Annotated in this window: 22 protein-coding genes; 4 read left to right on the forward strand and 18 right to left on the reverse strand. The window is 72.1% G+C overall.

From position 1 onward, the window contains the following. Positions 1-34: 34 nt before the first annotated feature. A complete protein-coding gene (locus CS0771_RS25105; RefSeq protein ID WP_212843292.1) occupies positions 35-1288 on the forward strand; it encodes a cation:proton antiporter in 1254 nt (417 codons plus the stop codon). Between the two features lie 32 nt (positions 1289-1320). Here the strand turns inward: CS0771_RS25105 and CS0771_RS25110 are convergent, their stop codons facing one another. The 16 genes from CS0771_RS25110 to CS0771_RS25185 form a co-directional block, all read right to left on the reverse strand. Then, on the reverse strand, positions 1321-2817 hold the full coding sequence (locus CS0771_RS25110) for a YfcC family protein (protein ID WP_212843293.1): 1497 nt from the start codon (positions 2815-2817) through the stop codon (positions 1321-1323). Then, a complete protein-coding gene (locus CS0771_RS25115) occupies positions 2801-4339 on the reverse strand; it encodes a Na+/H+ antiporter NhaC family protein (RefSeq protein ID WP_244871017.1) in 1539 nt (512 codons plus the stop codon). Before CS0771_RS25115 ends, CS0771_RS25110 begins: the two co-directional genes overlap by 17 nt. Then, positions 4332-4481 carry a hypothetical protein gene (locus CS0771_RS25120; RefSeq protein ID WP_212843294.1) on the reverse strand — a complete coding sequence of 50 codons (150 nt, stop codon included), beginning with the start codon at positions 4479-4481 and terminating at the stop codon, positions 4332-4334. The genes CS0771_RS25115 and CS0771_RS25120 overlap by 8 nt, the downstream gene beginning before the upstream one ends. Positions 4482-4509: 28 nt before the next feature. Beyond that, positions 4510-5772 carry an arginine deiminase gene (locus CS0771_RS25125; protein WP_212843295.1) on the reverse strand — a complete coding sequence of 421 codons (1263 nt, stop codon included), beginning with the start codon at positions 5770-5772 and terminating at the stop codon, positions 4510-4512. A 3-nt stretch (positions 5773-5775) separates the two neighbouring features. Further along, entirely contained in the window at positions 5776-6711 is a 936-nt protein-coding gene (gene arcC, locus CS0771_RS25130; protein WP_212843296.1) for a carbamate kinase, read from the reverse strand. 1 nt (position 6712) lies between these two features. After that, the gene (gene argF, locus CS0771_RS25135) at positions 6713-7714 is read right to left on the reverse strand and encodes an ornithine carbamoyltransferase (RefSeq protein ID WP_212843297.1); all 1002 of its coding nucleotides are present in this window, start codon (positions 7712-7714) and stop codon (positions 6713-6715) included. A 14-nt stretch (positions 7715-7728) separates the two neighbouring features. Next, entirely contained in the window at positions 7729-10494 is a 2766-nt protein-coding gene (locus CS0771_RS25140; protein ID WP_212843298.1) for an HAD-IC family P-type ATPase, read from the reverse strand. 89 nt (positions 10495-10583) lie between these two features. Beyond that, positions 10584-10946, reverse strand: coding sequence for an SHOCT domain-containing protein (locus CS0771_RS25145; protein ID WP_212843299.1), 363 nt, complete (start codon positions 10944-10946; stop codon positions 10584-10586). 31 nt (positions 10947-10977) lie between these two features. Beyond that, positions 10978-11427, reverse strand: a complete 450-nt coding sequence (locus CS0771_RS25150; RefSeq protein ID WP_212843300.1) for a DUF6325 family protein — start codon at positions 11425-11427, stop codon at positions 10978-10980. 105 nt (positions 11428-11532) lie between these two features. After that, complete coding sequence (locus tag CS0771_RS25155) at positions 11533-12741, reverse strand: NarK/NasA family nitrate transporter (RefSeq protein ID WP_244871018.1); 1209 nt, start codon at positions 12739-12741, stop codon at positions 11533-11535. Continuing rightward, entirely contained in the window at positions 12738-13040 is a 303-nt protein-coding gene (locus CS0771_RS25160; RefSeq protein WP_212843301.1) for a DUF6755 family protein, read from the reverse strand. The genes CS0771_RS25155 and CS0771_RS25160 overlap by 4 nt, the downstream gene beginning before the upstream one ends. After that, the gene (locus tag CS0771_RS25165) at positions 13040-13564 is read right to left on the reverse strand and encodes a ubiquinol-cytochrome c reductase iron-sulfur subunit (protein WP_212843302.1); all 525 of its coding nucleotides are present in this window, start codon (positions 13562-13564) and stop codon (positions 13040-13042) included. Before CS0771_RS25165 ends, CS0771_RS25160 begins: the two co-directional genes overlap by 1 nt. A gap of 25 nt (positions 13565-13589) precedes the next feature. After that, the gene (locus CS0771_RS25170) at positions 13590-14246 is read right to left on the reverse strand and encodes a 4Fe-4S dicluster domain-containing protein (protein WP_212846032.1); all 657 of its coding nucleotides are present in this window, start codon (positions 14244-14246) and stop codon (positions 13590-13592) included. Beyond that, positions 14243-16528: a molybdopterin oxidoreductase family protein gene (locus tag CS0771_RS25175; protein WP_212843303.1), complete on the reverse strand. Its 2286-nt coding sequence runs from the start codon at positions 16526-16528 to the stop codon at positions 14243-14245. Before CS0771_RS25175 ends, CS0771_RS25170 begins: the two co-directional genes overlap by 4 nt. Position 16529: 1 nt before the next feature. Beyond that, positions 16530-17531, reverse strand: coding sequence for a hypothetical protein (locus CS0771_RS25180; protein WP_212843304.1), 1002 nt, complete (start codon positions 17529-17531; stop codon positions 16530-16532). A gap of 143 nt (positions 17532-17674) precedes the next feature. Beyond that, positions 17675-19975, reverse strand: a complete 2301-nt coding sequence (locus CS0771_RS25185) for a glycogen-debranching protein (RefSeq protein ID WP_212843305.1) — start codon at positions 19973-19975, stop codon at positions 17675-17677. 151 nt (positions 19976-20126) lie between these two features. On the opposite strand from CS0771_RS25185, the gene CS0771_RS25190 reads away from it, so the two are divergent. Together CS0771_RS25190 and CS0771_RS25195 are read left to right on the forward strand one after the other, a co-directional pair. Next, the gene (locus CS0771_RS25190; protein ID WP_212843306.1) at positions 20127-20777 is read left to right on the forward strand and encodes a dienelactone hydrolase family protein; all 651 of its coding nucleotides are present in this window, start codon (positions 20127-20129) and stop codon (positions 20775-20777) included. Between the two features lie 118 nt (positions 20778-20895). Further along, complete coding sequence (locus CS0771_RS25195) at positions 20896-21609, forward strand: NRDE family protein (RefSeq protein ID WP_212843307.1); 714 nt, start codon at positions 20896-20898, stop codon at positions 21607-21609. A gap of 1 nt (position 21610) precedes the next feature. Here CS0771_RS25195 and CS0771_RS25200 read toward each other — a convergent pair whose 3' ends face one another. Beyond that, positions 21611-22504 (reverse strand): GNAT family N-acetyltransferase, encoded by an 894-nt coding sequence (locus CS0771_RS25200; RefSeq protein ID WP_212843308.1) that lies wholly within the window; start codon positions 22502-22504, stop codon positions 21611-21613. A 140-nt stretch (positions 22505-22644) separates the two neighbouring features. Between CS0771_RS25200 and CS0771_RS25205 the strand changes: the two genes are divergently transcribed. After that, complete coding sequence (locus CS0771_RS25205) at positions 22645-23346, forward strand: HAD family hydrolase (RefSeq protein ID WP_212843309.1); 702 nt, start codon at positions 22645-22647, stop codon at positions 23344-23346. Between the two features lie 6 nt (positions 23347-23352). Here the strand turns inward: CS0771_RS25205 and CS0771_RS25210 are convergent, their stop codons facing one another. Then, positions 23353-24153 (reverse strand): helix-turn-helix domain-containing protein, encoded by an 801-nt coding sequence (locus CS0771_RS25210; RefSeq protein ID WP_244871019.1) that lies wholly within the window; start codon positions 24151-24153, stop codon positions 23353-23355. Positions 24154-24156 lie beyond the last annotated feature (3 nt).

Raw genomic sequence — 24156 nt, forward strand, 5'->3', positions numbered from 1 at the left:
GCGCCGCTCGGCGATGACACAATGATGTCGTGCCTTGGCAGGATATTTCGGACAGCAAGACGGGACGGCGGCCGTGTACGGCCTGATCAGCCTCGCGATCGTGCTGATCGCCTGGGCGACCGTCTCGGCCCGCGCGGCGCGCTACAGCGTCACCGTTCCCGTCGCGCTGCTGCTGGCCGGGCTGCTGCTCGCGGTCGGCGACGAGCCGGCGGTCCGCCTCGACCTGGCGTCCCCCGCCATGCAGCACCTGCTGCAGGCGACGCTCGCACTGGTGCTGTTCACCGACGCCACCGAGATCAGCCTGCGCCGCCTGCGCGAGGCAGGTCACCTGCCGCTGCGCCTGATCCTGATCGCGCTCCCGCTGACCGTGGCCGCCGGGTTCCTGCTCGGCGTCGCGCTGTTCCCGCTGGCGGGCGCGTGGGTGCTCGCGCTGGTGGCGGCGGCGCTGGCGGCCACCGACTCCAGCCTCGCCGCGGTGCTGGTGCACGACCGGCGCATCCCGCACGACCTGCGCACGGCGGTCACCGTGGAGAGCGGCCTGAACGACGGCCTGGCCGCGCCGCTGGTGCTGGCGTTCCTCGCCGCGGCCGTCGCCGCCGACCACGACCGGCAGGCGGGCCAGGTGCTGGGGCAGACGGTCCGCGAGATCGCGTTTGCCCTGGTAGTGGGCGTGCTCGTCGGCGGGGCGGCGGCCCGGCTGCTGAGGGCGGCCCGCAAGCGTGGCTGGAGCACAGCCCGCGCCGAGCGGCTGGCGTACCTGGCGATCGCGCTGCTCGCCTTCGAGGCGGCGCACGCGGTGCACGGCAACGGCATCGTGGCCGGGTTCGTGGCGGGCATGGCCGTGCGGGCGGTGGACCAGGACCTGCCCGAGGCGCACCTGCAGACCGCGCACGACGTGGTCGGGCTGCTGGCGGCCGGGGTGTGGTTCCTGTTCGGCTCCCTCATCCCACAGGTCATCGGCGACGTGCTCAACTGGCGGATCGTGCTGTACGCCGTGCTGAGCCTGACCCTGGTCCGGATGCTGCCGGTCGCGGCGAGCCTGATCGGCCTGCGCCGGTTCAAGCGCGAGGTGCTGCTGCTGTCCTGGCTCGGGCCGCGCGGCCTGCCCAGCGTCATCTTCGCGCTGATCGCCCTGCAGCAGCTCACCGGCCCGCCCGCAGCCCTGGTCGCCGCGCTCGTCATGGCCACGGTGCTGCTCAGCGTGCTCGCACACGGCCTGTCGGCGGTGCCGATCGCCGAGCGCTGGACCGACCCGCGCAGCCGCGTCCCTGCGGCCGAGCGGACCTGAGGCCCGATTCATGATCGCTCGGCGGCCGTAGCTCAGCCGAGCACGGCGGCCAGACCGAGCAGCACCACGGTGACCCCGGCCAGGATCGCCAGCAGCGGCCAGACCCAGCGCAGGTAGCGGCCGTACGGGACGCGGGCGATGGCCAGCCCGCCCATCACCACCGCCGAGGTCGGGATGAACAGGTTCATCAGGCCGTTGGCGCTCTGGTACGCCGTCACCACCAGGTCCTGCGGCACCCCGAGGAACCCGGCGAGCGGCGCCATGATCGGCATCGCCACGGTGGCCAGGCCGGACGACGACGGGATCAGGAACGACAGCGGCAGGAACAGCGCGTACATGACGATCGCGAAGCCGGCCGCGCCCACGTCGCCCAGCGCCAGCTCGGCCCAGTGCAGCACGGTGTCGGTGATCTGGCCGTTGTTCATGATCACGGTGATGCCGCGGGCGATGCCGATGATCAGCGCCACCCCGAGCAGGTCGCGCCCGCCGTCCACGAACGAGCTGGTCAGCTTGCCCTCGTTCATGCCGCCGAGCAGGCCGATGATGACGGAGAAGAACAGGAACGACGCGGTCATCTCCGGGAACCACCACCACAGTGTGGGCAGCGGGACGCCGAGGTCGGACCAGGGGATGACGGCGTACATCATCACCACGAAGGCGAGCCCGAACACGGCGAGGATGGCCTTGTGCCGCCCGGTGAGCTGCCGCTGCGCGTCGTCGGCCGACAGCTTGAAGTGCGCGTCGTTGTCCGCCTTCATGTCGGCGACCAGCGATTTCGCCGGGTCGCGGCGCACCCGCTCGGCGTAGCGCATCACGAACCAGATGCCCACGGCCAGGCTGATCAGCAGGATCAGGATGCGCAGGCCGATGCCGTCGCTGATCGGGATGCCCGCGAAGCCGGACGCGATGCCGGTGGCGAACGGGTTGATGGTCGAGCCGAGCACCCCGATGCCGCAGCCCAGCAGCAGGATCGCCGCCGCGGTCACGGTGTCGTACCCGGCGGCGACCATGACCGCGATGACCAGGGCGTAGAAGGCCAGGCTCTCCTCGGCCATGCCGAACGTGGTGCCGCCCAGCGCGAACACCGACATCAGGATCGGGATCATCCACTTCTCCCGGCCCCGCAGTCGGGCGACCAGCTGCCCGATGCCGGCCTGGATCGCGCCGGTCTGCATGGTGACCCCGAGGAAGCCGCCGATGACGATGATGAACAGGGCCACGTCGATCGCGCCGAACAGCACGCCGCTGTTGTAGTAGCTGATCGTCCCGGCCTCGTCCTCGATGCCGTAGAGGCCGTTGATCGGCGCGGTGAGCGAGTCGACCACGATGCGCTGCGGCGTCGCGGGCACCTCGTGATAGGTGCCCGGCACCGGGTTGCCCTCGGCGTCGCTGTCGTACGCCCCGGCCGGGATCAGCCAGGTCGCGACCGCCATCACCACGATCAGCCCGAACAGGATGGTGTACGCCGAGGGCAGCGTGAACCGGGACCGCTTCGGCGCGGGCGCGGCCTGCTCAGGGTGCTCGCTCATCGACGTCTCCCGTCTCCGGCTCGGGCGGCACGGTCGCCACCTTGAAGCCCAGGAAGCCGTAGAGCACGTCCAGCACCGGGCTGAGCAGGTTGAAGAAGCAGTAGGGCAGGTATGCCGCGGTCGGCACGCCCAGCACCCCGGAGATGTACGCCCCGCAGGTGTTCCACGGCACCAGCACCGAGGTGACCGTGCCGGAGTCCTCCACGGCCCGCGACAGCACCTCGGGGGCCAGGCCGCGCCGGGCGAACTCGTCGCGGAACATGCGGGCCGGCAGCACGTCGGCGACGTACTGCTCACCGGCGATGACGTTGAGCCCGATGGCGCTGGAGTTGGCGGCCAGGATCAGCGTGCCGCGGCTGCGGGCCCGGGCCACGATCGGCGCGAGCAGCCGCTGCAGGAACCCGGCGTGCTCCATGACCGCGGCGAACGACAGCGCGCCCAGGATCAGCCAGACCGTGGTGAGCATGCCGGCCATGCCGCCCCGGGAGAACAGCTCGTCCACCTTCGGCGCACCGGAGTGGCTGACGAAACCGGTCGCCATCGCGCCGAACAGCGCCTTGACTCCCGTGGTGACCGGGCCGAGCGACGGGTCGGCGACGAACGCGCGGACCGCCTCGGGCTGGGTGAACGGGGCGAGCAGGCCCGCGAACAGCGCCGAGCCGAGGATGGACAGGAACGGCGGATACCGCAGCAGCGCGAACGCGATGAGCAGCAGCAGCGGCAGCAGGCTGAGCAGGCCCGTGTTGAACGCGCCGCGCAGCGCCTCCTCGGCTGCGGCCGTGCTGACCTCGGCGGCGGGCCGGTTGCGGAACCCGATGATCAGGAACAGGATCAGGCTGATGCCGAGCGCGGGCCCGGCGGTCCAGATCATGTTGCGGATGTGCGCGTTGACGGTCAGGCCGCGCCCGACCAGCTGCGGCACCAGGATGGTGGTCTCCGACAGCGGGGTCATCTTGTCGCCGAAGTACGCCCCGCAGATCACCGCCCCGGCGGCGACGGCCACGGGCAACTGCATCACGGTGGCCATCGCCACGAACGCGACGCCGAGCGTGCCGGCCGTGGTCCAGGAGCTGCCGGTGACCATGCCGACCACCGCGCAGACCACCGCCGCCGTGAAGAAGAACCAGGCAGGGCTGATCAGCTGGATGCCGATGTCGACCACGGTCGGGATGGTCCCGGCCATGTTCCAGGTGCCGATCAGCGCGCCGACCGCGAGCAGGATGAACACCGCCCCGACCGCCGAGGTGACGCCGCCGATCGCGGCCTCGGCAACCGCCGCCACGGTGTGCCCGTTCTTGAACGCGATCAGGCTCGCGAACGCCGCGGCCAGCAGTAGGGCCACCTGCAGCGGCCCGTTGGTCGCGTCGATGCCGAACAGGGCGACGGTGGTGGTCAGCAGCGCAATCAGGACCAGTACCGGCAGGAGCGCGTCCAGCATCGTCGGCGGTCGCGGCTGCCGGTCGCCGAAGGCGCTGCCCGGCTCGGCGGAGGCGCTGCCAGGCTCAGCGGTCGGCTCAGGCATCGCGGACGTCCGTCGCCGTCGCGGCGGCGCGGTCGCCGATCTGCCAGCCGCGGTGGTGCGCGACGCCCCGGGCGAACAGCAGCAGGGCCAGCAGCGCGAGCACCGCGGCGGCGATGAGCAGCCACCTGCGGGTGTCGGTCATGGGCGGGACCTCCCGGCTCGGCGGCGGATCAGAGCGGGTCGCGCAGCAGCGGGCAGGTCATGCAGTGGCCGCCGCCGCGCCCCTTGCCCAGCTCGAAGCCCTCGATGGTGATCACCTCGATGCCGAACGCGCGCATCTTGGCGTTGGTGTGTTCGTTGCGCTCGTACGCCACGACCACGCCGGGGGACAGGGCGACCACGTTGTTGCCGTCGTCCCACTGCTCGCGTTCCTGCTGGTAGGCGTCGCCGCCGGTCTCCACCACCCGCAGCCGGTCCACGCCCAGCGCGTCGGCCATGGCCGACAGCAGGTCGCGCTCCCGCGTGACGTGGAAGCGCCCGGGTGAGCTGCCCGGCCGCAGGCTGATCGCGCGGACCTGCTCGATCACCTTCGGGTAGACGGTCACCGCGTCCCGGTCGAGCATCGTCATCACGGTGTCCAGGTGCATGTGCGCCCGGTCTTTGGTCATCACCACCGCGATGACCCGCTCGGCCGCGCCCGCGGCGAACAGCGCCCGCGCGACCTGCTCGATCATGCGGGCGGAGCTGCGCTCGCTGAGCCCGATGAGCACCGTGCCGTTGCCGATCGGCTGCACGTCGCCGCCCTCCAGGGTGGCCCGGCCGAAGTCCTCCACATGGAACCGGCCGTCGTCGCCCAGCTCCGGATACCAGTAGTCGAACGTGGCGTCGGCGAACATCGGGTGGGCCCGGTACACCGCGGCGACGTTGTACGCCTCCAGCCGCCGGGCGGGCCAGTACATCGGGTTGACCGAGACGCCGCCGTAGATCCAGCACGACGAATCCCGGGTGAACAGGGTGTTCGGCAGCGGCGGCAGCACGAACGCGCTCTCGTCGTCCAGCGCGGCGGCGGGCAGCGAGGACTGCCGCAGCGGGCCGAGGTCGAGCCCCGCCTCGGCGACGGTGAGGCCGCCGATCAGGTGCCGGGCCAGCTCCGCCGGCGGCAGCTTGTCCAGCACGTCGCGTACGGCGTCGACCAGCGACACCCCGACGGTGTACTCGGAGGCCGCCAGCTCGATCACCCGCTGCCGGGCCGGGTCGCTCGCCGCCAGCGCCTCGCCGAGCAGGTCCTGCAGGTAGAAGACCTCGACGCCGCGCTCGCGCATCCGCGCGACGAACTGGTCGTGCTCGTACTGCGCCCGCTCGACCCACAGCACGTCGTCGAAGAGCAGGTCGTCGTGGTTGGCGGGGGTGAGCCGGCGCAGGCTCAGCTCCGGCCGGTGCACCATGACCTTGCGTAACGTGCCCACCTCCGAGTGGACCCCGAACCGCTCCATCGCCTACCTCCCTGCCTCGCTGCCGTCATCCGGGTGGACCTGGGTCCCGGCCGTGCCGTCCACGATCGCGACGATGTCGGCCAGGCTCCCGATCGCGGCCCGCCGCCCGGTGCGCTCGACGAAACGCACCGCGGCCTGCACCTTCGGCCCCATCGACCCGGCCGCGAACCCCTGCCCGCGCAGCTGCCCGGCGCTCGCGCGCTCGATGCGCCGCTGCTGCGGGGTGCCCCAGTCGAGGTACACCCCGTCCACGTCGGTGGCCATCACGAACAGGTCCGCGTCGATCTCGCGGGCGAGCAGCTCACCGGCCAGGTCCTTGTCGATCACCGCTTCCACGCCGGTGAGCGTGCGGGGCTCGCCGGGCCGGAACATGGTGGGCACCCCGCCGCCCCCGGCGCAGATCACCACGACGTCCTTGTCGAGCAGCCAGCGGATGGGGCGGATCTCGAAGATGCGCCGCGGCTCGGGGGAGGGCACCACCCGGCGCCAGTGCGGGCCGTCGGGTTTGACGGTCCAGCCCTTCTCCGCCGCGAGCCGTTCGGCCTGCGCCTGGTCGTAGACGGGACCCACGAACTTGCTCGGGTCGCCGAACGCCGGATCGGCCGGGTCCACCTCGATCATCGTGAGCACGGTGGCCAGCGGGACCTCGGCGGGCAGCAGGTTGCCCAGCTCCTGCTCGAGGACGTACCCGATCATGCCCTCGGTCTGCGCGCCGAGCACGTCCAGCGGGAACGGCTCCGCGTCGGCGTACGCCGCGCCCTGCAGCGCGAGCAGGCCGACCTGCGGGCCGTTGCCGTGGGTGAGCACGAGCTGGTGCCGCTGCGCCACCTCGGCCAGCAGCGGCGCGGCCAACCGTACGTTGCCGCGCTGCGCCTCGGCGGTCATCGGCTCGCCGCGGCGCAGCAGCGCGTTGCCGCCCAGCGCCACCACCACGCGCATCTCAGTCGCCCAGCGTCGCCACGAGCACGGCCTTGATCGTGTGCAGCCGGTTCTCGGCCTGGTCGAACACGATGGAGTGCTTCGACTCGAACACGTCGTCGGTGACCTCCAGCGCGTCCAGGCCGTACTCCTGGAAGATCTGCTCGCCGACCTTGGTCTCGCGGTTGTGGAAGGCCGGCAGGCAGTGCATGAAGCACACCTTCGGGTTGCCGGTGCGGGCCAGCACGTCCGCGTTGACCTGGTACGGCTTGAGCAGCTCGATGCGCTCACCCCACACCGACCTGTCCTCGCCCATGGAGACCCACACGTCGGTGTAGAGGTAGTCGACGCCGCGCACGCCCTCGTCCACGTCGGCGGTGAGGGTGAGCCGGGCGCCGGTCTCGGCGGCGATCTCGTGGCAGGTCTTGACCAGGTCCTCGCGCGGCCACAGGTGCTCCGGCGCGCACAGCCGCACGTCCATGCCGAACTTGCAGCCGCCGACCATGAGCGAGTTGCCCATGTTGTTGCGGGCGTCGCCGAGGTAGCAGAAGGCGACGTCGTGCAGCGGCTTGTCCACGTGCTCCTGCATGGTGAGCATGTCGGCGAGGATCTGCGTCGGGTGGAACTCGTCGGTCAGGCCGTTGTAGACGGGCACGCCCGCGTACGCGGCGAGCGTCTCCACGTGCTCCTGCGCCGAGCCGCGATACTCGATCGCGTCGAAGGTGCGCCCGAGCACGCGGGCGGTGTCCTTCATCGACTCCTTGTGCCCGATCTGCGAGCCGGTCGGTTCCAGGTAGGTGACCTGGGCACCCTGGTCGTGCGCGGCGGTCTCGAACGCGGTCCGGGTGCGGGTCGAGGTCTTCTCGAAGATCAGCGCGATCTCCTTGCCGCGCAGCCTGGGCTGCTCGTAGCCGCCGCGCTTGGCCGCCTTCAGCTCCGCCGACAGCTGGAGCAGGTGGCGCAGCTCCTCGGGGGTGAAGTCGAGTTCCTTGAGGAAGCTGCGGTTGCGCAGGTTGAACGCCATGGGGTGGTTCCTTTCTATGCGGCGGTGCCTCCGGGCACGGTCGCCGCTTCGGGGCGGACCGGTACGTCGTGGTGCCGGCGGCGGAGCACGAGCTTGATCAGTTCCTCGATCACCAGCAGGGACAGCGCGATGGCGAGCGCGGTGCACCACAGCCGCAGGCTGAGGCCGGTGGTGCCGAAGATGCGCTCCAGCGGGTCGAGCAGGGTGACCGCGATGATCGCCAGCAGCGCGATGCCGTAGCGGCGCAGCTGCGCGCGGCTGGGGATGGCGTCGCGGTCGAAGATGGTGTGCACCTGGTCCCGCGACAGCAGCCCGGCGACCAGGTGGAACAGCGACAGCGTGGTCAGCAGCATGGTCGCGCCGACCACCGCGCCGCCTTCGGCGAACCCGAGCTGGTACGCCCACAGCGACCCGGCCGTCATCACCGCGCCGAGCACGCACAGCCGGACCCAGTCCGCGGCCGACAGCACCGGCGCGCCGACCGGGCGGGGCGGGCGGCGCATGAGCCCGCTGGTCGGGTCGTCGAACCCGAGCGCGATGGCGATCGGGATGTCCACGACCATGTTCAGCCACAGGATCTGCAGCGGGTTGAGCGGCGTCCCGGCGGCGATGTCCAGCAGCCCCGCGAGCAGGAAGATCGCGATGTACGCGACCAGCGTGGACATCTGGAAGCGCAGGTACTTGAGCAGGTTGTCGTACAGGCCGCGGCCGTACTCGACGGCCTTGACGATGGTGGCGAAGTTGTCGTCGGTGAGGATCATGACGGCGGCCTCCTTGGAGACCTCCGTGCCGGTAATGCCCATGGCCACGCCGATGTCGGCCGCCTTGAGCGCCGGGGCGTCGTTGACGCCGTCGCCGGTCATCGACACCACGTTGCCGCTGGCCTTGAGCAGCCGCACCAGGCGCAGCTTGTCCTCCGGGGCGACCCGCGCGATCACCCCGATCTCGGGCAGCTGGGCGAGCAGGTCCTCGTCGCTCATCGCCGCGAACTGGGTGCCGGTGACCGCCCGGCCCTCGATGCCCAGCTCCTTCGCGATGGCCGCCGCGGTGGTGGCGTGGTCGCCGGTGATCATCCGGACTCGGATGCCCGCCTCGCGGCACTCGGCGATGGCCGCCCTCGCCTCCGGCCGGGGCGGGTCCACGATGCCGACCATGGCCAGCAGCGTCAGGTCCCGCACCTGCCCGATGAGGTCGCCGGACGGGTCGAACGCGGCCGGGTCGAAGTCGCGCTGCGCGACCACCATGACCCGCTCGCCGGCCGCCGCGATCCGGTCGTTGGCGTCGGTGGCCAGGCTCCGGTTGGCGTCGGTCACCGGCAGCACGGTCCCGTCCGGCTTGCGGTACGACGCCGCCCGCGAGATGAGCACGTCCGGCGCGCCCTTGACGTAGCAGCGCACCACCGGCGCACCGGCGTCGCCGGTCATGTGGTGGAACGTGGCCATGAACTTGTAGTCGGAGTCGAACGGCACCTCCGCGACGCGCGGGTAGGCGCGGCGCGTCTCGGCCAGGTCGAGCCCGCCCTTGGCGGCCAGCACGATCAGCGCCCCCTCGGTCGGGTCGCCGATCAGGTTCTCGCCGTCCAGCACCGCGTCCGCGCACAGCGCCATCGGCAGCAGGTACGGGTCCAGGTCGAGCCGGGCGCCGCCGACGTGCTTGATCTCGCCCTCGGTGCGGTAGCCCTCGCCGGTGACGGTGAACCGGTTCTCGCCGGGGATCGCCAGCTCGCGCGCGGTCATCTTGTTCAGGGTCAGCGTGCCGGTCTTGTCCGAGCAGATCACCGACGTCGAGCCGAGGGTCTCCACCGCGGGCAGCCGCTTGACGATGGCGTTGCGGCGGGCGATCTCCTGCGTGCCGATGGACAGCAGTGCGGTGACCACCGCGGGCAGGCCGGTCGGGATCGCCGCCACGGCCAGCGCCACACCCGTGATGAACAGCGTGTTGAACGACTCGCCGCGGGCCAGGCCGATGAGCACCACCAGCGCCAGCGCGATGCCGGCGATGGTCGCGATGATCTTCGAGAGGCTGTCCAGCTGCTTCTGCAGCGGCGTCTTGTCCGCCTCGGTGCCGGCCAGCAGGTGCGCGATGTGCCCGATCTCGGTGCCCATGCCGGTGGCGGTCACGATCATCTCGCCCCGGCCGCGGGTGACCGACGTGTTCATGTACGCCATGCACGTGCGGTCGCCCAGCGGCACGTCCTGCCCCGGCACCGGGTCCGGGCTCTTGCCGACCGGCAGGCTCTCGCCGGTCAGCGCCGCCTCCTCGATCTCCAGCGTGGCGGCGACGCAGATCCGGCCGTCGGCGGGCACCCGGTTGCCCGCCTCGACCAGCACGATGTCGCCGGGCACCAGCTGCTCGGCGTCGACCTCGACCGCCTGGCCGTCGCGGCGCACCCGGGCCACGGTCTTGAGCATCTGGGCCAGCGCCCGCACGCTCTCCTCGGCCTTGGCCTCCTGGCGCAGGCCGATCACCGCGTTGAACACGGTCAGCCCGGCCAGCACCAGCGTGGTGCCCCACTCGCGCGTGACGAGCTGGTTCACCACGGCGGCGACCAGCAGCACGATCTGCATGAAGTCGCGGTACTGCCGCAGGAACGCGGCCACCGCCGACTCTTTCCTGCCACCGGCCAGCCGGTTCGGGCCGTGCTCGGCCAGGCGCTGCCGCACCTGGTCCGCGGACAGGCCCTGCTCGATCGGCACCCCGAACTCGCGGGCCACGTCGTCGGCACCCCGGCCGTACCACGGCACCGAGGTTTCCTTACCGGCCTGCTGGTCGACTGCCATGGCCGCTCGCTTTCTCGAGCCTTTGCTCTGCACACAGATACGCAACCGTCGCGTATCTGTGTGCAGAGCAAAGCGGGTGGCGGTGTACCTCAGCCGGCGAGGATCGCGGCCTTCTGCTGCTCGAACTCGGCGTCGGTCAGCACGCCCTGCGCCTTGAGATCGGCAAGGGTCTTCAGCTGCGCGAGCTTGTCCTGCATCGCGTCGCCGCCCGCGGCGGCGGCCGGCTGCTGCTGCGCGTACTGCTGCTGGGCGTACTGCTGTTGCTGCTGCGCGTACTGCTGCTGCGCCATCTGCTGCTGGTGGTACTGCTCGGCGTACTGCTGCTGCTGGTCGTACTGCTGCTGCTCCTGATCGGCCCAGCGGCCGGCCTGCCGGCGCGAGACGCGGTTGGACACCGCCGTCGCGGTACCGGCGATCACCGCGGTCCGGGCCACCCCACGAATCAGTCCCATGATCATTCCCCCCGTTCCGTGGGCGCGTCGGTTACGCGCCCGCCTCCGCCACGGCCAGCAGTTCCTGCACCGGGATGCGCCCGCTGGCCACCATCTGGGCACCGCCGCGGCGCCAGGCCCGCGCCAGTGGCGCTGCCCAGACGTTCTCGTAGACCAGGATCCCGGCCGAGTTGCCGGGCTCGATGGCGTTGGCCGCCTCCTGCAGGTCGTCGCGGCCAAGCAGCCCGGACGACGCGCCTTGGAACACCGCGAACTCGCGGGCGCCCGCGGCGTCCATGTCCTCCACTCGGATCGCGCTGATCGTGCCGTCCGCGTCCTTGCGGATGAACGCCAGGTCGAGGATCCGCACGATGCCCCGGTCCACCAGATCGAGCAGCAGCGGAATGCCCTCGCCGGTCATCTTGTTGCCCGGGAACTCGATCACCAGATAGTCGACCGGACCCATGCTGTCGAGGTCGTGGCTCGTGTCCGTCGCGCTCATCTCGTAGGCCTCTCTGATGATTTACACGCTTTGTCCGTGCTTGTGTGAGCATCGTAGGCACGGTCCGGCCACGGTGTGGCCCGAATGCGAAAGCAGCTCATGGAGTCAGTGCCCGGCCACGGCCGGGCGGCGGTCGCGCTGGGTCCACGAGTACGCCAGCGCGGCGAGCGCGACCACGGCCAGCGCGAGCAGGCCGAGGGTGTAGCTGCCGGTGGCGCCGTACACCGCGCCCATCACCAGCGGCGGGACGAAGCCGCCGAGGCCGCCCATCGCGCCGACGATGCCGGTCACCGCGCCGACCTTCGGGCCGGGCACCACCTGCGCGACGAGGGAGAACACCGCGCCCGCGCCCGCCCCGAGCATCGCCGCCATCACCAGGAACGTGAGCGTCGCCCACGGGTAGAGCGGCGGCGCGAACGCCTGCCAGGCCGCCATCGCCGCGAGCACGGCCAGGCAGCCGCACAGCACCTTCGCCGCGCCGATCCGGTCCGACAGCCAGCCGCCGGGCGGCCGGAACAGCACCGCGACCAGCGTGAACCCGGCCGCCTTGAGCGAGGCGTCGCCCTGCTCCAGGCCGTACTGGCTCTGCAGGTAGGTGACCAGGTAGACGGCGAACGAGACGTAACCGCCGAAGGTGACCGCGTACAGGCCGGACAGCGGCCAGGTCATCGGCATCCGGGCCGCCTCGGTGAACCGGTGGCTGAACGGCTCGCTCGGCACGGTCCGGCCCGGCGGGTCGCGCAGCACCAGCCAGGCCACCACGCCGTAGATCGCGAGCACGATCGCGCACAGGTAGAACTGCGCGTTCGGCCCGATCTCCCGCATCGGCTTGGTGAGCAGCGCGGCGATCGCGGTGCCGCCCATGCCCATCCCGATGACGCCCAGCGCGAAGCCGCGCTTGGCGGGTGGGAACCAGCCGTTGCCGTGCGGGATCGCGGCCGCGAACGGGGTGCCGCCCAGGCCCAGGAAGAAGCCGACGACCAGCATCGCGGGGTACGAGTCGCCGGCCACGCTCAGCGCGAGCACCGGCAGGATGGTGAGCAGCGCGATCGCGGGCAGCACCTTGCGCGCGCCGAGCACGTCGGTGAGCGCGCCGACCGGGATGCGGCCCAGCGAGCCGACCAGCACCGGCACCGCGACCAGGATCGACTGCTGCAGTGAGGTCAGGCCCAGCTGCTGCTTGTACACCGCCGACAGGGGTGAGATCAGGCCCCACGCCCAGGCCGTGAGCAGGAAGCCCAGCGCGGCCAGGATCAGGTTGACGTACGCCCCGCGCGGCACCGTGTCCACGGGGGCCTGGCTGCGGGCCGTCACCGGTCGCGCCGTTCACCCAGCCGCCACGCCCACAGCGCGACCAGGAAGGAGGCGACGCTGAACGCCGCCGCCCACCACGCGGTCCGGGTCTGCCCCATCATCCACGCGTCGAGACCGATCGTGATCGCCCACAGCTGGCCGACCAGGATGGACAGCACCAGCGCCAGCCGCCCGGACAGCATCGACGAGCGCTCCGGATCGGTCTCCACCCCGGCGCCCGGCCCGGGGCCGGTGCTGCGGATGCGCGGGTCGGCGTACCCGCTGGTGGGCCTGATGCGGGGATAACGATCGTGGGTCATCAAGCTTCCTCTCCCGAGCGCAGCGTGCCCACCGCGTAGATGCCGTCGGGACGCTCCTCCAGCAGCACCCGCGGCAGCGGCCGGGGCGGGGGACCGGCGGTCACCGCGCCCGTGCGCGGATCGAACACACCCTCGTGGCAGGGGCAGTAGAGCTCGCCCCGCTCGCCCCGGTCGGCCCGCCACAGCACCGCGCAGGCCAGGTGCGTGCAGATGGAGGAGTACGCGACCAGCGTCCCGTCGGCCATCCGCAGCGCCACCGCCCGGTCCTCCTCGCCGGGGTAGCTGAACGCGATCGACTCGCCCGGCGCGAGCGCCGCCGTCACCAGCTTCGGCGGGGCCGTGCCGTCGCCGTGCCGGTGGAAGATCCCGGCGGCGACCGCCGCGCTGCCCAGCGCCAGCCCGCCCGACATGGTCACCGCCAGCCGCAGGTAGTCCCGCCGGCTGGTCAGCGAGTCCGCGGCGATGCGCTCCCGCAGCGCCGCGACCTCCTCGGCGGTGCGCCCGGCACGCTCGTCGACACTCACGGCACCACTCCCTCGTCTGCGCCGCTCACGGAAGAGGCTCCCCGAGGACGTTGTCGGCGTTCGGCTCCAGGTGCCCGGCCGGCTGCGGGCTGCCCGTGACGCGAGGGTGCTCGCCCGCGCCGCCGGGCAGCGGCAGGCCGCGCGGGCGGTCCCGGGGCACCACCACGGCCACGCCGGTGGACAGGATGGTGCCGTCGATGTCGAAGGTGCTGGCCACCTCGACGCCGGGCCGTTCAGTGCGCAGCTCGTCGAGGGTGCCGTAGAAGATCGAGCCGGTCGGGCACACCGTGGCGCACATCGGGGCCAGCCCGTACGACGTGCGGTCGTAGCACAGGTTGCACTTGAACTGGAGCTTCGCCGCCAGGTCGATCTTCGGCACGCCCATCGGGCAGGCGTTGACGCAGTTGCCGCAGCCGATGCACCGGCTCTTGTCCGCGTCGTGCACCACCCCGTCCGGGGTGACCAGGATCGCCTCGGCCGGGCACACCTGCGCGCACGGCGCGAGCGGGTCCTCGCAGTGCATGCACACGGTCGGGCTGGACGCGACGCTGCTGCCCTGGTCCAGGTAGTCCAGGTGGATCATCGAGCGGCCCCGGTGCGAGTCGCACTCCCGGCACGCCGACACGCACGCCTGGCAGCCGATGCACCTGCCCGGGTCGATGACGATGGTGCGGCCCATCATGGCTGTGACGTCCCCCTTCCCTGCGACGAGGTGGGCGGCAGCTGCTCCGCGCGGGCGCGCTGCGCCTCGGCGTAGGACTCCCGGCCCGGCGGCATCGGCGGCGCGGGCACCGGCGTGATCTCGGCGGCGGCTTCGATCCGGCAGGCGCACACCTTGTACTCGGGGATCTTCGAGCGCGGGTCGAGCGCGTCGATGGTCATCTCGTTCGCGGCGACGGGGTACGGCCAGTGGTACGGCACGAACACGGTGTCCGGCCGGATCGCCTCGGTGACCAGCGCCGGGAACGTGGCCGAGCCGCGCCGGGTGTGCACGGTCACCGGGTCGCCGTTGGCGAACCCGTGCGACGGGTGCACCTCGATCCACGGCCGGGGCGTCTGCTCGACCAGCCCGCCCAGCCGCCGGGTCTGGTTGCCCGACAGGAAGTGCGCCACGGTGCGCCCCGTGGTCAGCGACATCGGGAACTGGTCGTCGTACGGGTCGGCGGGCGGGTGCCAGCCCACCGCCTGCATGTGGATCTTCCCGTCGGCGTGGGCGGTGCGCCCGTCCTCGAACAGGCGCGGGGTGCCGGGGTGCGTCACGTCGGGGCAGGGCCAGGCGATGCCGCCGGTCTCGTCGAGCCGGGCGTAGGTGATGCCGTAGTAGTCGTTGACGGTGCCCCGCGACGCGATCCGCAGCTCCTCGAACACCTGCTCGGAGCCGGTGTAGGCGAACTTGTCCCCGACCCCGAGCCGCCTGGCCAGCTCGCACAGCACCCAGGTGTCGGTGCGCACCCCCTCGGGCGGCTGCTGCGCCTTGCGGTGCCGGACCACCCGCGCCTCGGCGTTGGCCATCACCCCGTCGTCCTCGGCCCACACCGTCACCGGCAGCACCAGGTGCGCGTTGGCGGCGGTCTCCGACAGGAAGAAGTCGCACTGGGCGTGGAACTCCAGCGCGTCGTACCCCTCCTTGACCACGTGGTAGTTGGGCAGCGACACGAACGGGTTGTTGCACACCCCGAGCAGGCCGCGGATCTCGCCGCGGCGCATCTGGTGCACCATCTCCATCATCGAGGTGCCCGCCAGCGGCAGGTCGGCCTCCTCGATGCCCCAGATCTCGGCCACCTGCCGCCGGTGCACCGGGTCGCTGATGGACCGGCCGCCGGGCAGCATGTCCGACTTCTGGCCGTGCTCGCGCCCGCCCTGGCCGTTGCCCTGGCCGGTGATGGTGCCGTAGCCGGCGCCGGGGCGGCCCAGGTTGCCGGTGGCCACGCACAGGTTGATCACCGCCAGGCAGTTCTCCACGCCCTGGGTGTGGTGCTCGATGCCGCGGGCGTGCCAGGCCATCGCCCGGGGCGCGGTGGCGAACATCCGCGCCACCTGCACGACCTGCGCGGCGGGGATGCCGCAGATCTCGGCCGCCCGGTCCGGGGTGAACTCGGCGACGGCCGCCTTCACCTCGTCCCAGCCGGTGGTGTGCGCGTCGACGTACTCCTGGTCGACCAGCCCTTCGGCGATCACCACGTGCAGCACCGCGTCGAAGAACGCGGCGTCGGTGCCGGGGCGCAGCGCGACGTGCACGTCGGCGGTGCGCGCGATGCTGGTCTCGCGCGGGTCCACCACGATCAGGCTCGCGCCCCGGTCGCGCGCGCCCCACAGGTACTGCGTCATGACGGGGAAGCACTCGCCCACGTTCGACCCGGCGATGAGCAGGCAGTCGGTGAGCAGGATGTCGGCGAACGGGTTGGCGGCCCGGTCGATGCCGAAGCTCAGCTTGTTCGCCCCGGCGGCGCTGACCATGCACAGCCGGCCGTTGTAGTCCACGTGCCGGGTGCGCAGCGCCACCCGCGCGAACTTGCCGACCAGGTACGTCTTCTCGGTGAACAGGCTGGCCCCGCCGAGCAGGCCGAACGCGTCGCGGCCGTGGTCGGCCTGGATGCGCCGGATCTGCTCGGCGGTCACGTCGAGGGCCTGCTCCCAGGACACCGGCCGCAGGTCGTCGGTGCGGGAGCGGCGCAGCAGCGGCGCGGTCAGCCGGTCCGGGTGGTTGACCTGCTGGTAGGCGTTGAGGCCCTTCGGGCACAGCCGCATCCGGTTGATGTCGTGGTCGCGCGGCTCGACGCCGAACACCTTGCCGTCGTGCACGCGCAGGTACATGCCGCACTGCACGCCGCAGAAGCAGCAGTGCGTGGGCACCAGGGTCTCCTCGCCGCGGATCGCCCGCCAGCGGTCGGCCGGGATGCCGCCCGCGTCCCGGAACCGGGTGGTGCCGGGCGGGCTGATGTCCGGGTCGAGCGGGATCGTCATCTCAGAACCCCCGCTTCACTTCCGTGCGGTACGCCTGGCCCCGCGCCAGGCGCTTACAGCGTGGGCAGGTCAGCACGACCTGGTCGAAGCCGAGCTTCAGGTCCTGCATCGTGCCCCGCAGGTTGTCGACGTACGCCGTGGTGTCGATCGGCTCGCCGCACACCCGGCACGGCTGCACCGACCCGTGCTCGGTGTACTTGAACAGCTGCATGCCGACCGCGGCCGGGCGCTGCGCGATGTGGAAGAACTTGCCGAAGGGCAGGTAGAGCAGCGTCAGCACGACCGCGGCCATGTGCAGCACGGCCAGGAACTCGTACCCGCCGCCGTGCAGGAAGACGCTGGAGAAGGTGAGCAGCAGCCCGGTCACCGAGATGATGATCAGCGCCAGCAGCGGCACCAGGTCGTAGCCGAAGCGCTGCCCGGTGCTGGCCTCCCGGTCGCGCATCCGCCGGACCAGGAAGTACGTCGCTCCGGCGATCACCAGCACGGCGGCCAGGTCGAGCCCGTGGAAGGCGATCCAGCCGACCACCGACAGCGCGTCGAACTTCGCGAGGCTGAATCCCCACAGGTTCATCGAGTACTGCGGCCCGGAGCCGGTGGGGGACGTGAAGGTGAACCAGCCCCAGCTCAGCGGGAACGTGATCAGCGCGGCGAGTACACAGCCCCAGAAGATCAGCTGGTGGGCCGCCCAGCGGGCGCGCGAGCGCGCCCCGAGGAACTTCTGGAACCCGAGGTACGTGGCGATCATGCGGGGCAGCGCGGTCGGCGCCCGGCGCATGTTCTGCCAGGACAGGGCCGCTCCCCAGCCCTTCTTGAACAGCCGCCGCGCGCCCGGCGAGGAGATCCACACCGTGTACCGGTAGGCGATGCCGAAGGCCAGGAACACGCTCGCGATGGCGTAGGGGGCCAGCGCCGAGTCGAAGTTGTGCAGGCCGCGGCTGCCCAGGAAGATCGCCGCGCAGAGCACGAGAGCGGTGACGATGCCGGCGACCACGGGCTTCATACGCCCGATGCTATGGGGCGGCTAGGGCTGTTCATGGTGTTTTGGCAGCATAGGTGGGTGGGAGCAGTTCTGATGATCGGTGTCTCGTGTCAAGATCTGCGGTCTGGCCGCAGGTTCCGCCACGAGACACCGATCATCGGGCGCTACTTCGCGATGAGCAGCAGGACAGCCCGGCCGCGCAGCACGTAGGCCGTCCCGGCCCCGCCGATCAGGGCCTCGCTGCCGGGGGCGGCGACCTGTCCGGCGCCCTCGGCCCAGGGCGCCGTGTCGGTGACCCGGTACCACTGCCTGCCCGCGGGCGGCGCGGGCAGCGTGAAGGTCACGTCACCCGACCAGCCGTTGTACGCCGTGTACAGCGCCGCGGCGCTGTCGCCGAACTCGGTGCCGTCGATACGCCAGGCCAGCGCGTGGTTGCTCGCGCTGCCCCAGTACGCCGAGTCCGGCGCGACCCCGGCCGGGGTGAACCACTCCAGCTGGCCCATGCCGTTGGCGTTGGTGTCGGACGCGGTGTAGAAGTTCACCGGCCGCAGGGCCGGGTGCGCCTTGCGGAAGGCGATCATCCGCTGGGTGAAGGTCTTGAAGTTGGTCTCGTCCGTGGTCAGCGACCAGTCCAGCCAGTTCGCCGACGAGTCGAGGTTGTACGGGTTGTTGTTGCAGTTGATCGACCGCAGCGTCTCGTCGCCCCCGGTCATCATCGGCGTGCCGCCCGACAGCATCAGGAACGCGAACGCGTTGCGGGCCGCCTTGCGCTGGTCGGCCGCGACCCCGCCCTGGTCCCAGGAGATGTTGTCGTCGCTGCCGCCGTCCGACGGCCCGTACGGCCAGGCCTGACCGTTGTTCTTGCCGTTGCACGAGTACAGGTCCTTCTGGGTGAACCCGTCGTGGGCCACCATGAAGTTGACCGAGTGCCACGGGCGGCGGCCGTCGTCGCCGTACAGGTCGGACGAGCCCGCGAACCGGGTGGCCAGCTCGCTCGGGGTGACCGCGTCCACGCCCAGCTTGTTCTGGTCGCGGCGCAGCGTGTCGCGGTAGATGCCGTTCCACTCCGACCATGCCGCCGGGAAGTTGCCCACCTGGTAGGTGCCGGTGCCGATGGCCCAGGGCTCGGCGATCCAGTCCACGCCGCTGCCGCCGCCGGCCGGGCGGGCCGGCATCTCGGCGGTGAGCCGGTTCAGCGCGGTGTTCGCGTCGGTGCGGCTGTAGCTGAAGCAGCCGTGCTGGCAGGTGTTGCCCAGCACCGAGGCCAGGTCGAACCGGTAGCCGTCCACGCCGAGGGTGTTCTTCCAGTACGCGACCGAGTCCACGATCAGGTTCTGCGCGGCCGGGTTGCGGGTGTTGAAGTCGTGCCCGAGCCCGGTGTGGTCCAGCGAGCCCTGCATGTCGCCGGTCAGCGAGTAGTAGGCCGGGTTGTCCAGGCCGCGCCACGAGAAGATGTGGTACGTGTTCTTGTCGCCGATCGCGCCGCCCTCGGCGGTGTGGTTGTAGACGACGTCGACCAGCACCTTGATCCCGGCGTCGTGGAACGCCTTGACCATCGCCTTGAACTCGCGGGTGGGCCCGCCGGGGGACTTGTCGTAGGAGTAGCGCCGGTCCGGGGCGAAGTAGTTCAGGGTCATGTAACCCCAGTAGTTGTCGCCCGCGGTGCTGCTCGGGTTGGTGTCGTTGGCGTCGTTCTGCGTCTCCTGCAGCGGCAGGAACTCCACCGCGGTCACGCCGAGCGACGCCAGGTACGCCGCCTTCTGCCCGGCGGCCTTGTAGGTGCCGCGCTCGGCCGCCGCGATGCTCGTGTCGTTCTTGGTGAGGCCGCGCAGGTGCACCTCGTACACGATGTCGTCCTTGAAGGCCCGGGTCGGCTTGGTGCCGAAACTCGTGCTGTCGGCGGCCAGCACGATGCCCTTGGGCGCGATCGTGCCGGTGTCCACCGCGCGGTTGGCCGGGCCGGACGAGTAGGCCGAGGCGACCCCGTCGGGCAGCGCGGTGTCGTGGCTCATCTCGCGGGCGTACGGGTCCAGCAGCAGCTTGTTCGGGTTGAACCGGTTGCCGGAGGCGTCCACGTCGGAGACGAACCCGGTGCTGGAGCCCTTGGTCCAGCTCGCGCTGTAGGGCCAGTTCGGGCCCCAGGCCCGGTAGCCGTAGTAGACGGTGCCGGTGACGCCCGCCGCCTGGAGCGTGGCGGTGCTGACGGCCACCGCCCAGACGTCGCCGGTGCCCTTGGTCAGCACGTACGACGCCTTCTCCTGGGCGCCGGTGGCGGCGGCGTAGACGTAGACCGCGATCCGGGTGGCGCGGGACGAGTACACCCGGAAGTTGATGTTGGTGCCGGAGTAGCGTCCGCCGAGCGTCTGGGTGTCGATGCCGGCGGAAGCGGGAACGGTGGGGGCGACGAGGGTGAGCCCGGCGGCCGTCAGGGTGGCGGCGAGTAGGGCCCTCCAGAGGCGATGCATGACGGTTCCTTCCCGTAACGGGCGTTTGGGAGGCGGAGCGTTGCAAGACCTTGCAAAGGTTGACTTAGGTTACGTGCAAGTTTCAACGCCGTAAAGGGTCGTTAAGGCGGCGGTGACGCCGTCGCCGCAGGAGGATGGAGGGGTGGAGGACATGACGTCCGCAGGCAACGGCACCGCGGCCGAGGTCGTCATCCCGGTGACCGGGGCCGCGCTCGGCGCGCATCTCGCGATACCCCCGAAGGCCGCCGGCCTGGTGGTGTTCGTGCACGGCAGCGGCAGCAGCCGGCACAGCCCGCGCAACCAGTACGTCGCCCGCTACCTGCGCGACGCCGGGCTCGGCACGCTGCTGTTCGACCTGCTCAACGAGGCCGAGGAGAGCGACCGCGGCAACGTCTTCGACATCGGACTGCTCGCCGGCCGGCTGACCGAGGTGCTCACCTGGCTACGGCGGCAGGAGGCCGCGCAGGGCCTGCCCGTCGGGCTGTTCGGGGCGAGCACCGGCGCCGCCGCCGCGCTGTGGGCCGCCGCCGACGCGGGCGACGGCGTCGCCGCCGTGGTGTCCCGCGGCGGCCGCCCCGACCTCGCCGACGGGCGGCTGGCGGCGGTACGCGCGCCGACCCTGCTCATCGTCGGCGGGCTCGACCACACCGTGCTGGAGCTCAACCGGCAGGCCGCCGCACAGCTCACCTGCGAGCACGCCGTCGAGGTGGTGCCCGGCGCGACGCACCTGTTCCCGGAGCCGGGCACCCTGCAGCAGGCCGCGACGCTGGCCCGCGACTGGCTGGTCCGGCACGTGCGCTGACGTGCCCGGCTGCCGTCAGACGGCGTACGCGCGCTGGTCCGGCGGCAGCGGCCGCAGGCGATGTAGGGGCACCCGCACAGCGGCCCCGCTCGGCGGCGGCGCGACTACAGTGGCGCTCATGTGCACCGTCGCGGTCGGCTTCGAGCCGTCGTCCCCGGTCCCGTTGCTGGCCCTGGCCGTACGCGATGAGCTGCTGGTGCGGCCGTGGGAGGCGCCCGGCGCGCACTGGCCCCGCCATCCGGGCCTGCTCGGCGGCATCGACCTGGTCGCGGGCGGCACCTGGCTGGCCGTCGACCCGGCGGCGCGGCGGGCCGCGTTCGTGCTCAACGGGCGCGGGCGGCTCGCCCCGGAACACGGCCGCCGCTCGCGGGGCGACCTGCCGCTGCTGGCCGCCTCCGGTGCGCCGCTGCCCGAGAAGCTCGCCGCCTACGACCCGTTCTACCTGATCACCGCGGGGCTGACCGGCGCGTCCATGGTGAGCTGGGACGGCGAGGTGCGGGACGAGACGGTGCTGCCCGAGGGCGTCACCGTGGTCGTCAACAGCGGCGCCGACCCCGCCGAGCCGAGAGCGGCGCGGCTGCTGGCGGCGCTGCGCGCGGGCGTACGCCCCGATCCGGCCGCCGGGTGGGGCGACTGGCTCGGCCTGGCCGCCGGGCAGGGTGTCGCGCGGGAGGACGATGCGGCGCTCATCCTGCGGCGCACCTTCGGCGACGACCTGCGCTACGGCTCCAGCTCGGTCACCCTGCTGGCGCTCGGCCCCGACCTGGTCCGCTACGACTTCGCGGCCGTGCCCGACGAGCCCGGGCCGCTCGCACTGACCAGGGTCGTCTGAGTCAGCCCAGCTCGCCCAGGCAGGACCACTGCGCGGCGACCGGCTGGTAGCCGAGGCGGGCGTTGACCGCGAGCATCGGCGCGTTCGACTCGTCGTTGGACGTGTACGCCATGGTGACGCCCCGCCCGGCCGCCCGGTGCAGCGCCGCGGTCTTGACCAGCCGAGCCAGCCCACGGCCCCGGTGCTGCGGCAGGGTCGCGGTCATGTCCGACCACATCCGCGTGCCGTCGCGCTTGACCAGGGTGAACGCGGCGATCCCGGTGCCGTGCAGCGCGGTCGTGCTGGCCTCGCGGTCCAGGCCGAGGTTGTCCCACACCTCGTAGCGCCAGGTCTCGAAGGTGACCGCGTCCTTCGGCACGTCGCCGGGCTCGTCCGCGCTCGCCGCCACGTCCGCGGCGTACACGGTGCGCGCGTCCAGGGCGGACAGGGCGACGACGGTGATGCCGGGCGGCGGGTCCGGCACCGGCGGGGCGAGCCGGGTCTCCAGGGCCGAGTAGCGGGCCTCACGGCTGGGCGTGAACCCGCGCGCACGGGCGAAGCCCAGCGAATCCGTCTGCGCCCAGGTGCGCACCCGGCGCACCCCGAGCCCGGCCAGGTGCTCGCGGGCGGCGCCGAACAGGGCGGTGCCGCCGCCGCGCCCCCGGTGCTCGGGGTGCACGTGCAGCAGCGAGATCTCGCCGAAGTCCGCCTCGGTGGTGGTCGTGTTCCGGAACGCCGACACCCAGCCGACGACGCGTCCGCCGTCCTCCGCGACGAACGCCGTCCAGCAGCCGTCCGGCGGGTCGGCGATCATCTGGCGGGTCGACGCGACCCCGCGCACCAGGTACGGGTACACGGCGGCGCGCAGCGCGACCACGGCGGCGGCGTCGTCGGGTCGTGCGGTCCGCAGCTCCACGCGGGGTTCTCCCGTCCTCAAGGCGATCTTGAACGATCCTGCCCCAGCCGGCGTCGGACGGCGACCGGATTATCACGCCCGCGAACGCGGCCGTCCGGGCGGTACGCTGCCCCGACTGCCACGGGGGAGGACACTTGACCATGACGGCTGAACCGCGGGCGATCCGGGTCCGCCCCCATGTGGCTCGCGTCGTCGCTCCCGCTGAGCACGTCCTGCTGGACCTCGACGGGATCATGTTCGACGTGCGCGCGGTCATCGGCGAGCGCCGCGAGCAGGCGGTCGCCGACCTGCTGGCCGCCCGGCCGTACCGTCCGCGCCCCACCCCCGTCTCCTTCTGCTGGGGCCTGTTCCCCACGCTGGAGTACCTCGCCGCGCACGAGCCCGACCACGCCGCCGAGGCGGAGGCGCTGGTGTCCCGCGTGGAACGCGATGCCGCACTCGCCGCCGCGGCCATGCCGGGGCTGACCGAGGTCCTCGGCGCCTGTGCCGCGACAGGCCGGACGGTGGCGGTGGTCAGCGCCATGTGCGAGCAGGCCGTGCGGGCCGCGCTGCGGGCACACGGGCTCGACGGGCAGATCGCGGCCATCGCGGCACGGCAGGGACCGGATCTGTCGACAGTGGACCTGGAATGGGCCGTCATGCGTGCGGCGTCCCTGCTCGACGCGCCTCCGGCGACCTGCCTGAGCGTGAGCGGCAGCTTCGTCCGCCTGAGCGCGGCCAGGAGAGCCGGCGCCGCCACCCTCGGATGCGAATGCGGCCGCGACAGCCGCAGGTGGATGGCCGACGAGCACACCCCGGTCGTGGCGAACCTGTGGCAGCTGAGCGCCGCCCTGCGGGGCTGACCCGGATCAGGGCGCCAGCGTCGCGGCGTACGCGGCGGGCGGGACGCCGATCGCCGCCGTCACCTCGCGCACCAGGTGGGCCTGGTCGCTGTAGCCCAGCTCAGCGGCCAGCGCGGCCCAGTCCACCGCGCCCCCGGCCCGTTCGATCGCCTCGTGCACGCGGTAGCGCAGGATCACCCACTTGGGACCGACGCCGACGTACTCGGTGAACAGCCGTTGCAGCGAGCGGGTGGACAGGCCCGCGCCACGGGCGAGGTCGTCGACACGGCGTACGCCCCGATCCCGGCGGACCCGGTCCGCCAGCTCCATCGCGGACCGCACGTGCTCGTCGGGCTCCGGCCGCAGGCCGAGCAGCACCCCGTCGAGCAGCGCCGCCGCCCGCTCGTCCGGCAGACCGTCGAGCGCCTCGACCGCGCCGAGCGACGGCAGCACCCGCGCGAGCGGGACCCTGCGGTCGGTCAGCGGGGCGGGGGAGGCACCGGAGAACGCGCGGAAGGCGCCCGGCCGGAACTGCACACCCCGTACCCACCCCCGGTCCGCGAGCTTGATCGAGAACAGGTGCCGGCTCACCCCCGACACCTCGGCCGTCACCGACTCACCCTCGGCTGCCCGCATCACCACCAGGTTCACCGCCGGGTGCCCCACGACGTGCTGCTCGTACGGCTCGCCCAGGTCCCAGTCCGCGAACCAGTAGTGCTCGACCAGCCCCACCAGCCCCGCCGCGGGCGCGAGCCGCCGGAACCGCACCCGGCGCATCAGCTCGGCCGGGTCGACGATGCCCCAGGTGTCGCGGCGCGGCTGTCGCATTTC

This window comes from Catellatospora sp. IY07-71 (assembly GCF_018326265.1).
In the GTDB taxonomy this organism is placed as follows: domain Bacteria; phylum Actinomycetota; class Actinomycetes; order Mycobacteriales; family Micromonosporaceae; genus Catellatospora.

Bases quoted from the DNA above. Each gene is read 5' to 3' on its own strand.
- CS0771_RS25110 (WP_212843293.1), bottom strand. From the start codon at position 2,817: ATGAGCGAGCACCCTGAGCAGGCCGCGCCCGCGCCGAAGCGGTCCCGG.
- CS0771_RS25115 (WP_244871017.1), bottom strand. From the start codon at position 4,339: ATGCCTGAGCCGACCGCTGAGCCTGGCAGCGCCTCCGCCGAGCCGGGC.
- CS0771_RS25120 (WP_212843294.1), bottom strand. From the start codon at position 4,481: ATGACCGACACCCGCAGGTGGCTGCTCATCGCCGCCGCGGTGCTCGCG.
- CS0771_RS25125 (WP_212843295.1), bottom strand. From the start codon at position 5,772: ATGGAGCGGTTCGGGGTCCACTCGGAGGTGGGCACGTTACGCAAGGTC.
- arcC (WP_212843296.1), bottom strand. From the start codon at position 6,711: ATGCGCGTGGTGGTGGCGCTGGGCGGCAACGCGCTGCTGCGCCGCGGC.
- argF (WP_212843297.1), bottom strand. From the start codon at position 7,714: ATGGCGTTCAACCTGCGCAACCGCAGCTTCCTCAAGGAACTCGACTTC.
- CS0771_RS25140 (WP_212843298.1), bottom strand. From the start codon at position 10,494: ATGGCAGTCGACCAGCAGGCCGGTAAGGAAACCTCGGTGCCGTGGTAC.
- CS0771_RS25145 (WP_212843299.1), bottom strand. From the start codon at position 10,946: ATGGGACTGATTCGTGGGGTGGCCCGGACCGCGGTGATCGCCGGTACC.
- CS0771_RS25150 (WP_212843300.1), bottom strand. From the start codon at position 11,427: ATGAGCGCGACGGACACGAGCCACGACCTCGACAGCATGGGTCCGGTC.
- CS0771_RS25160 (WP_212843301.1), bottom strand. From the start codon at position 13,040: ATGACCCACGATCGTTATCCCCGCATCAGGCCCACCAGCGGGTACGCC.
- CS0771_RS25170 (WP_212846032.1), bottom strand. From the start codon at position 14,246: ATGATGGGCCGCACCATCGTCATCGACCCGGGCAGGTGCATCGGCTGC.
- CS0771_RS25175 (WP_212843303.1), bottom strand. From the start codon at position 16,528: ATGACGATCCCGCTCGACCCGGACATCAGCCCGCCCGGCACCACCCGG.
- CS0771_RS25180 (WP_212843304.1), bottom strand. From the start codon at position 17,531: ATGAAGCCCGTGGTCGCCGGCATCGTCACCGCTCTCGTGCTCTGCGCG.
- CS0771_RS25185 (WP_212843305.1), bottom strand. From the start codon at position 19,975: ATGCATCGCCTCTGGAGGGCCCTACTCGCCGCCACCCTGACGGCCGCC.
- CS0771_RS25190 (WP_212843306.1), top strand. From the start codon at position 20,127: ATGACGTCCGCAGGCAACGGCACCGCGGCCGAGGTCGTCATCCCGGTG.
- CS0771_RS25195 (WP_212843307.1), top strand. From the start codon at position 20,896: ATGTGCACCGTCGCGGTCGGCTTCGAGCCGTCGTCCCCGGTCCCGTTG.
- CS0771_RS25205 (WP_212843309.1), top strand. From the start codon at position 22,645: ATGACGGCTGAACCGCGGGCGATCCGGGTCCGCCCCCATGTGGCTCGC.
- CS0771_RS25210 (WP_244871019.1), bottom strand. From the start codon at position 24,153: ATGCGACAGCCGCGCCGCGACACCTGGGGCATCGTCGACCCGGCCGAG.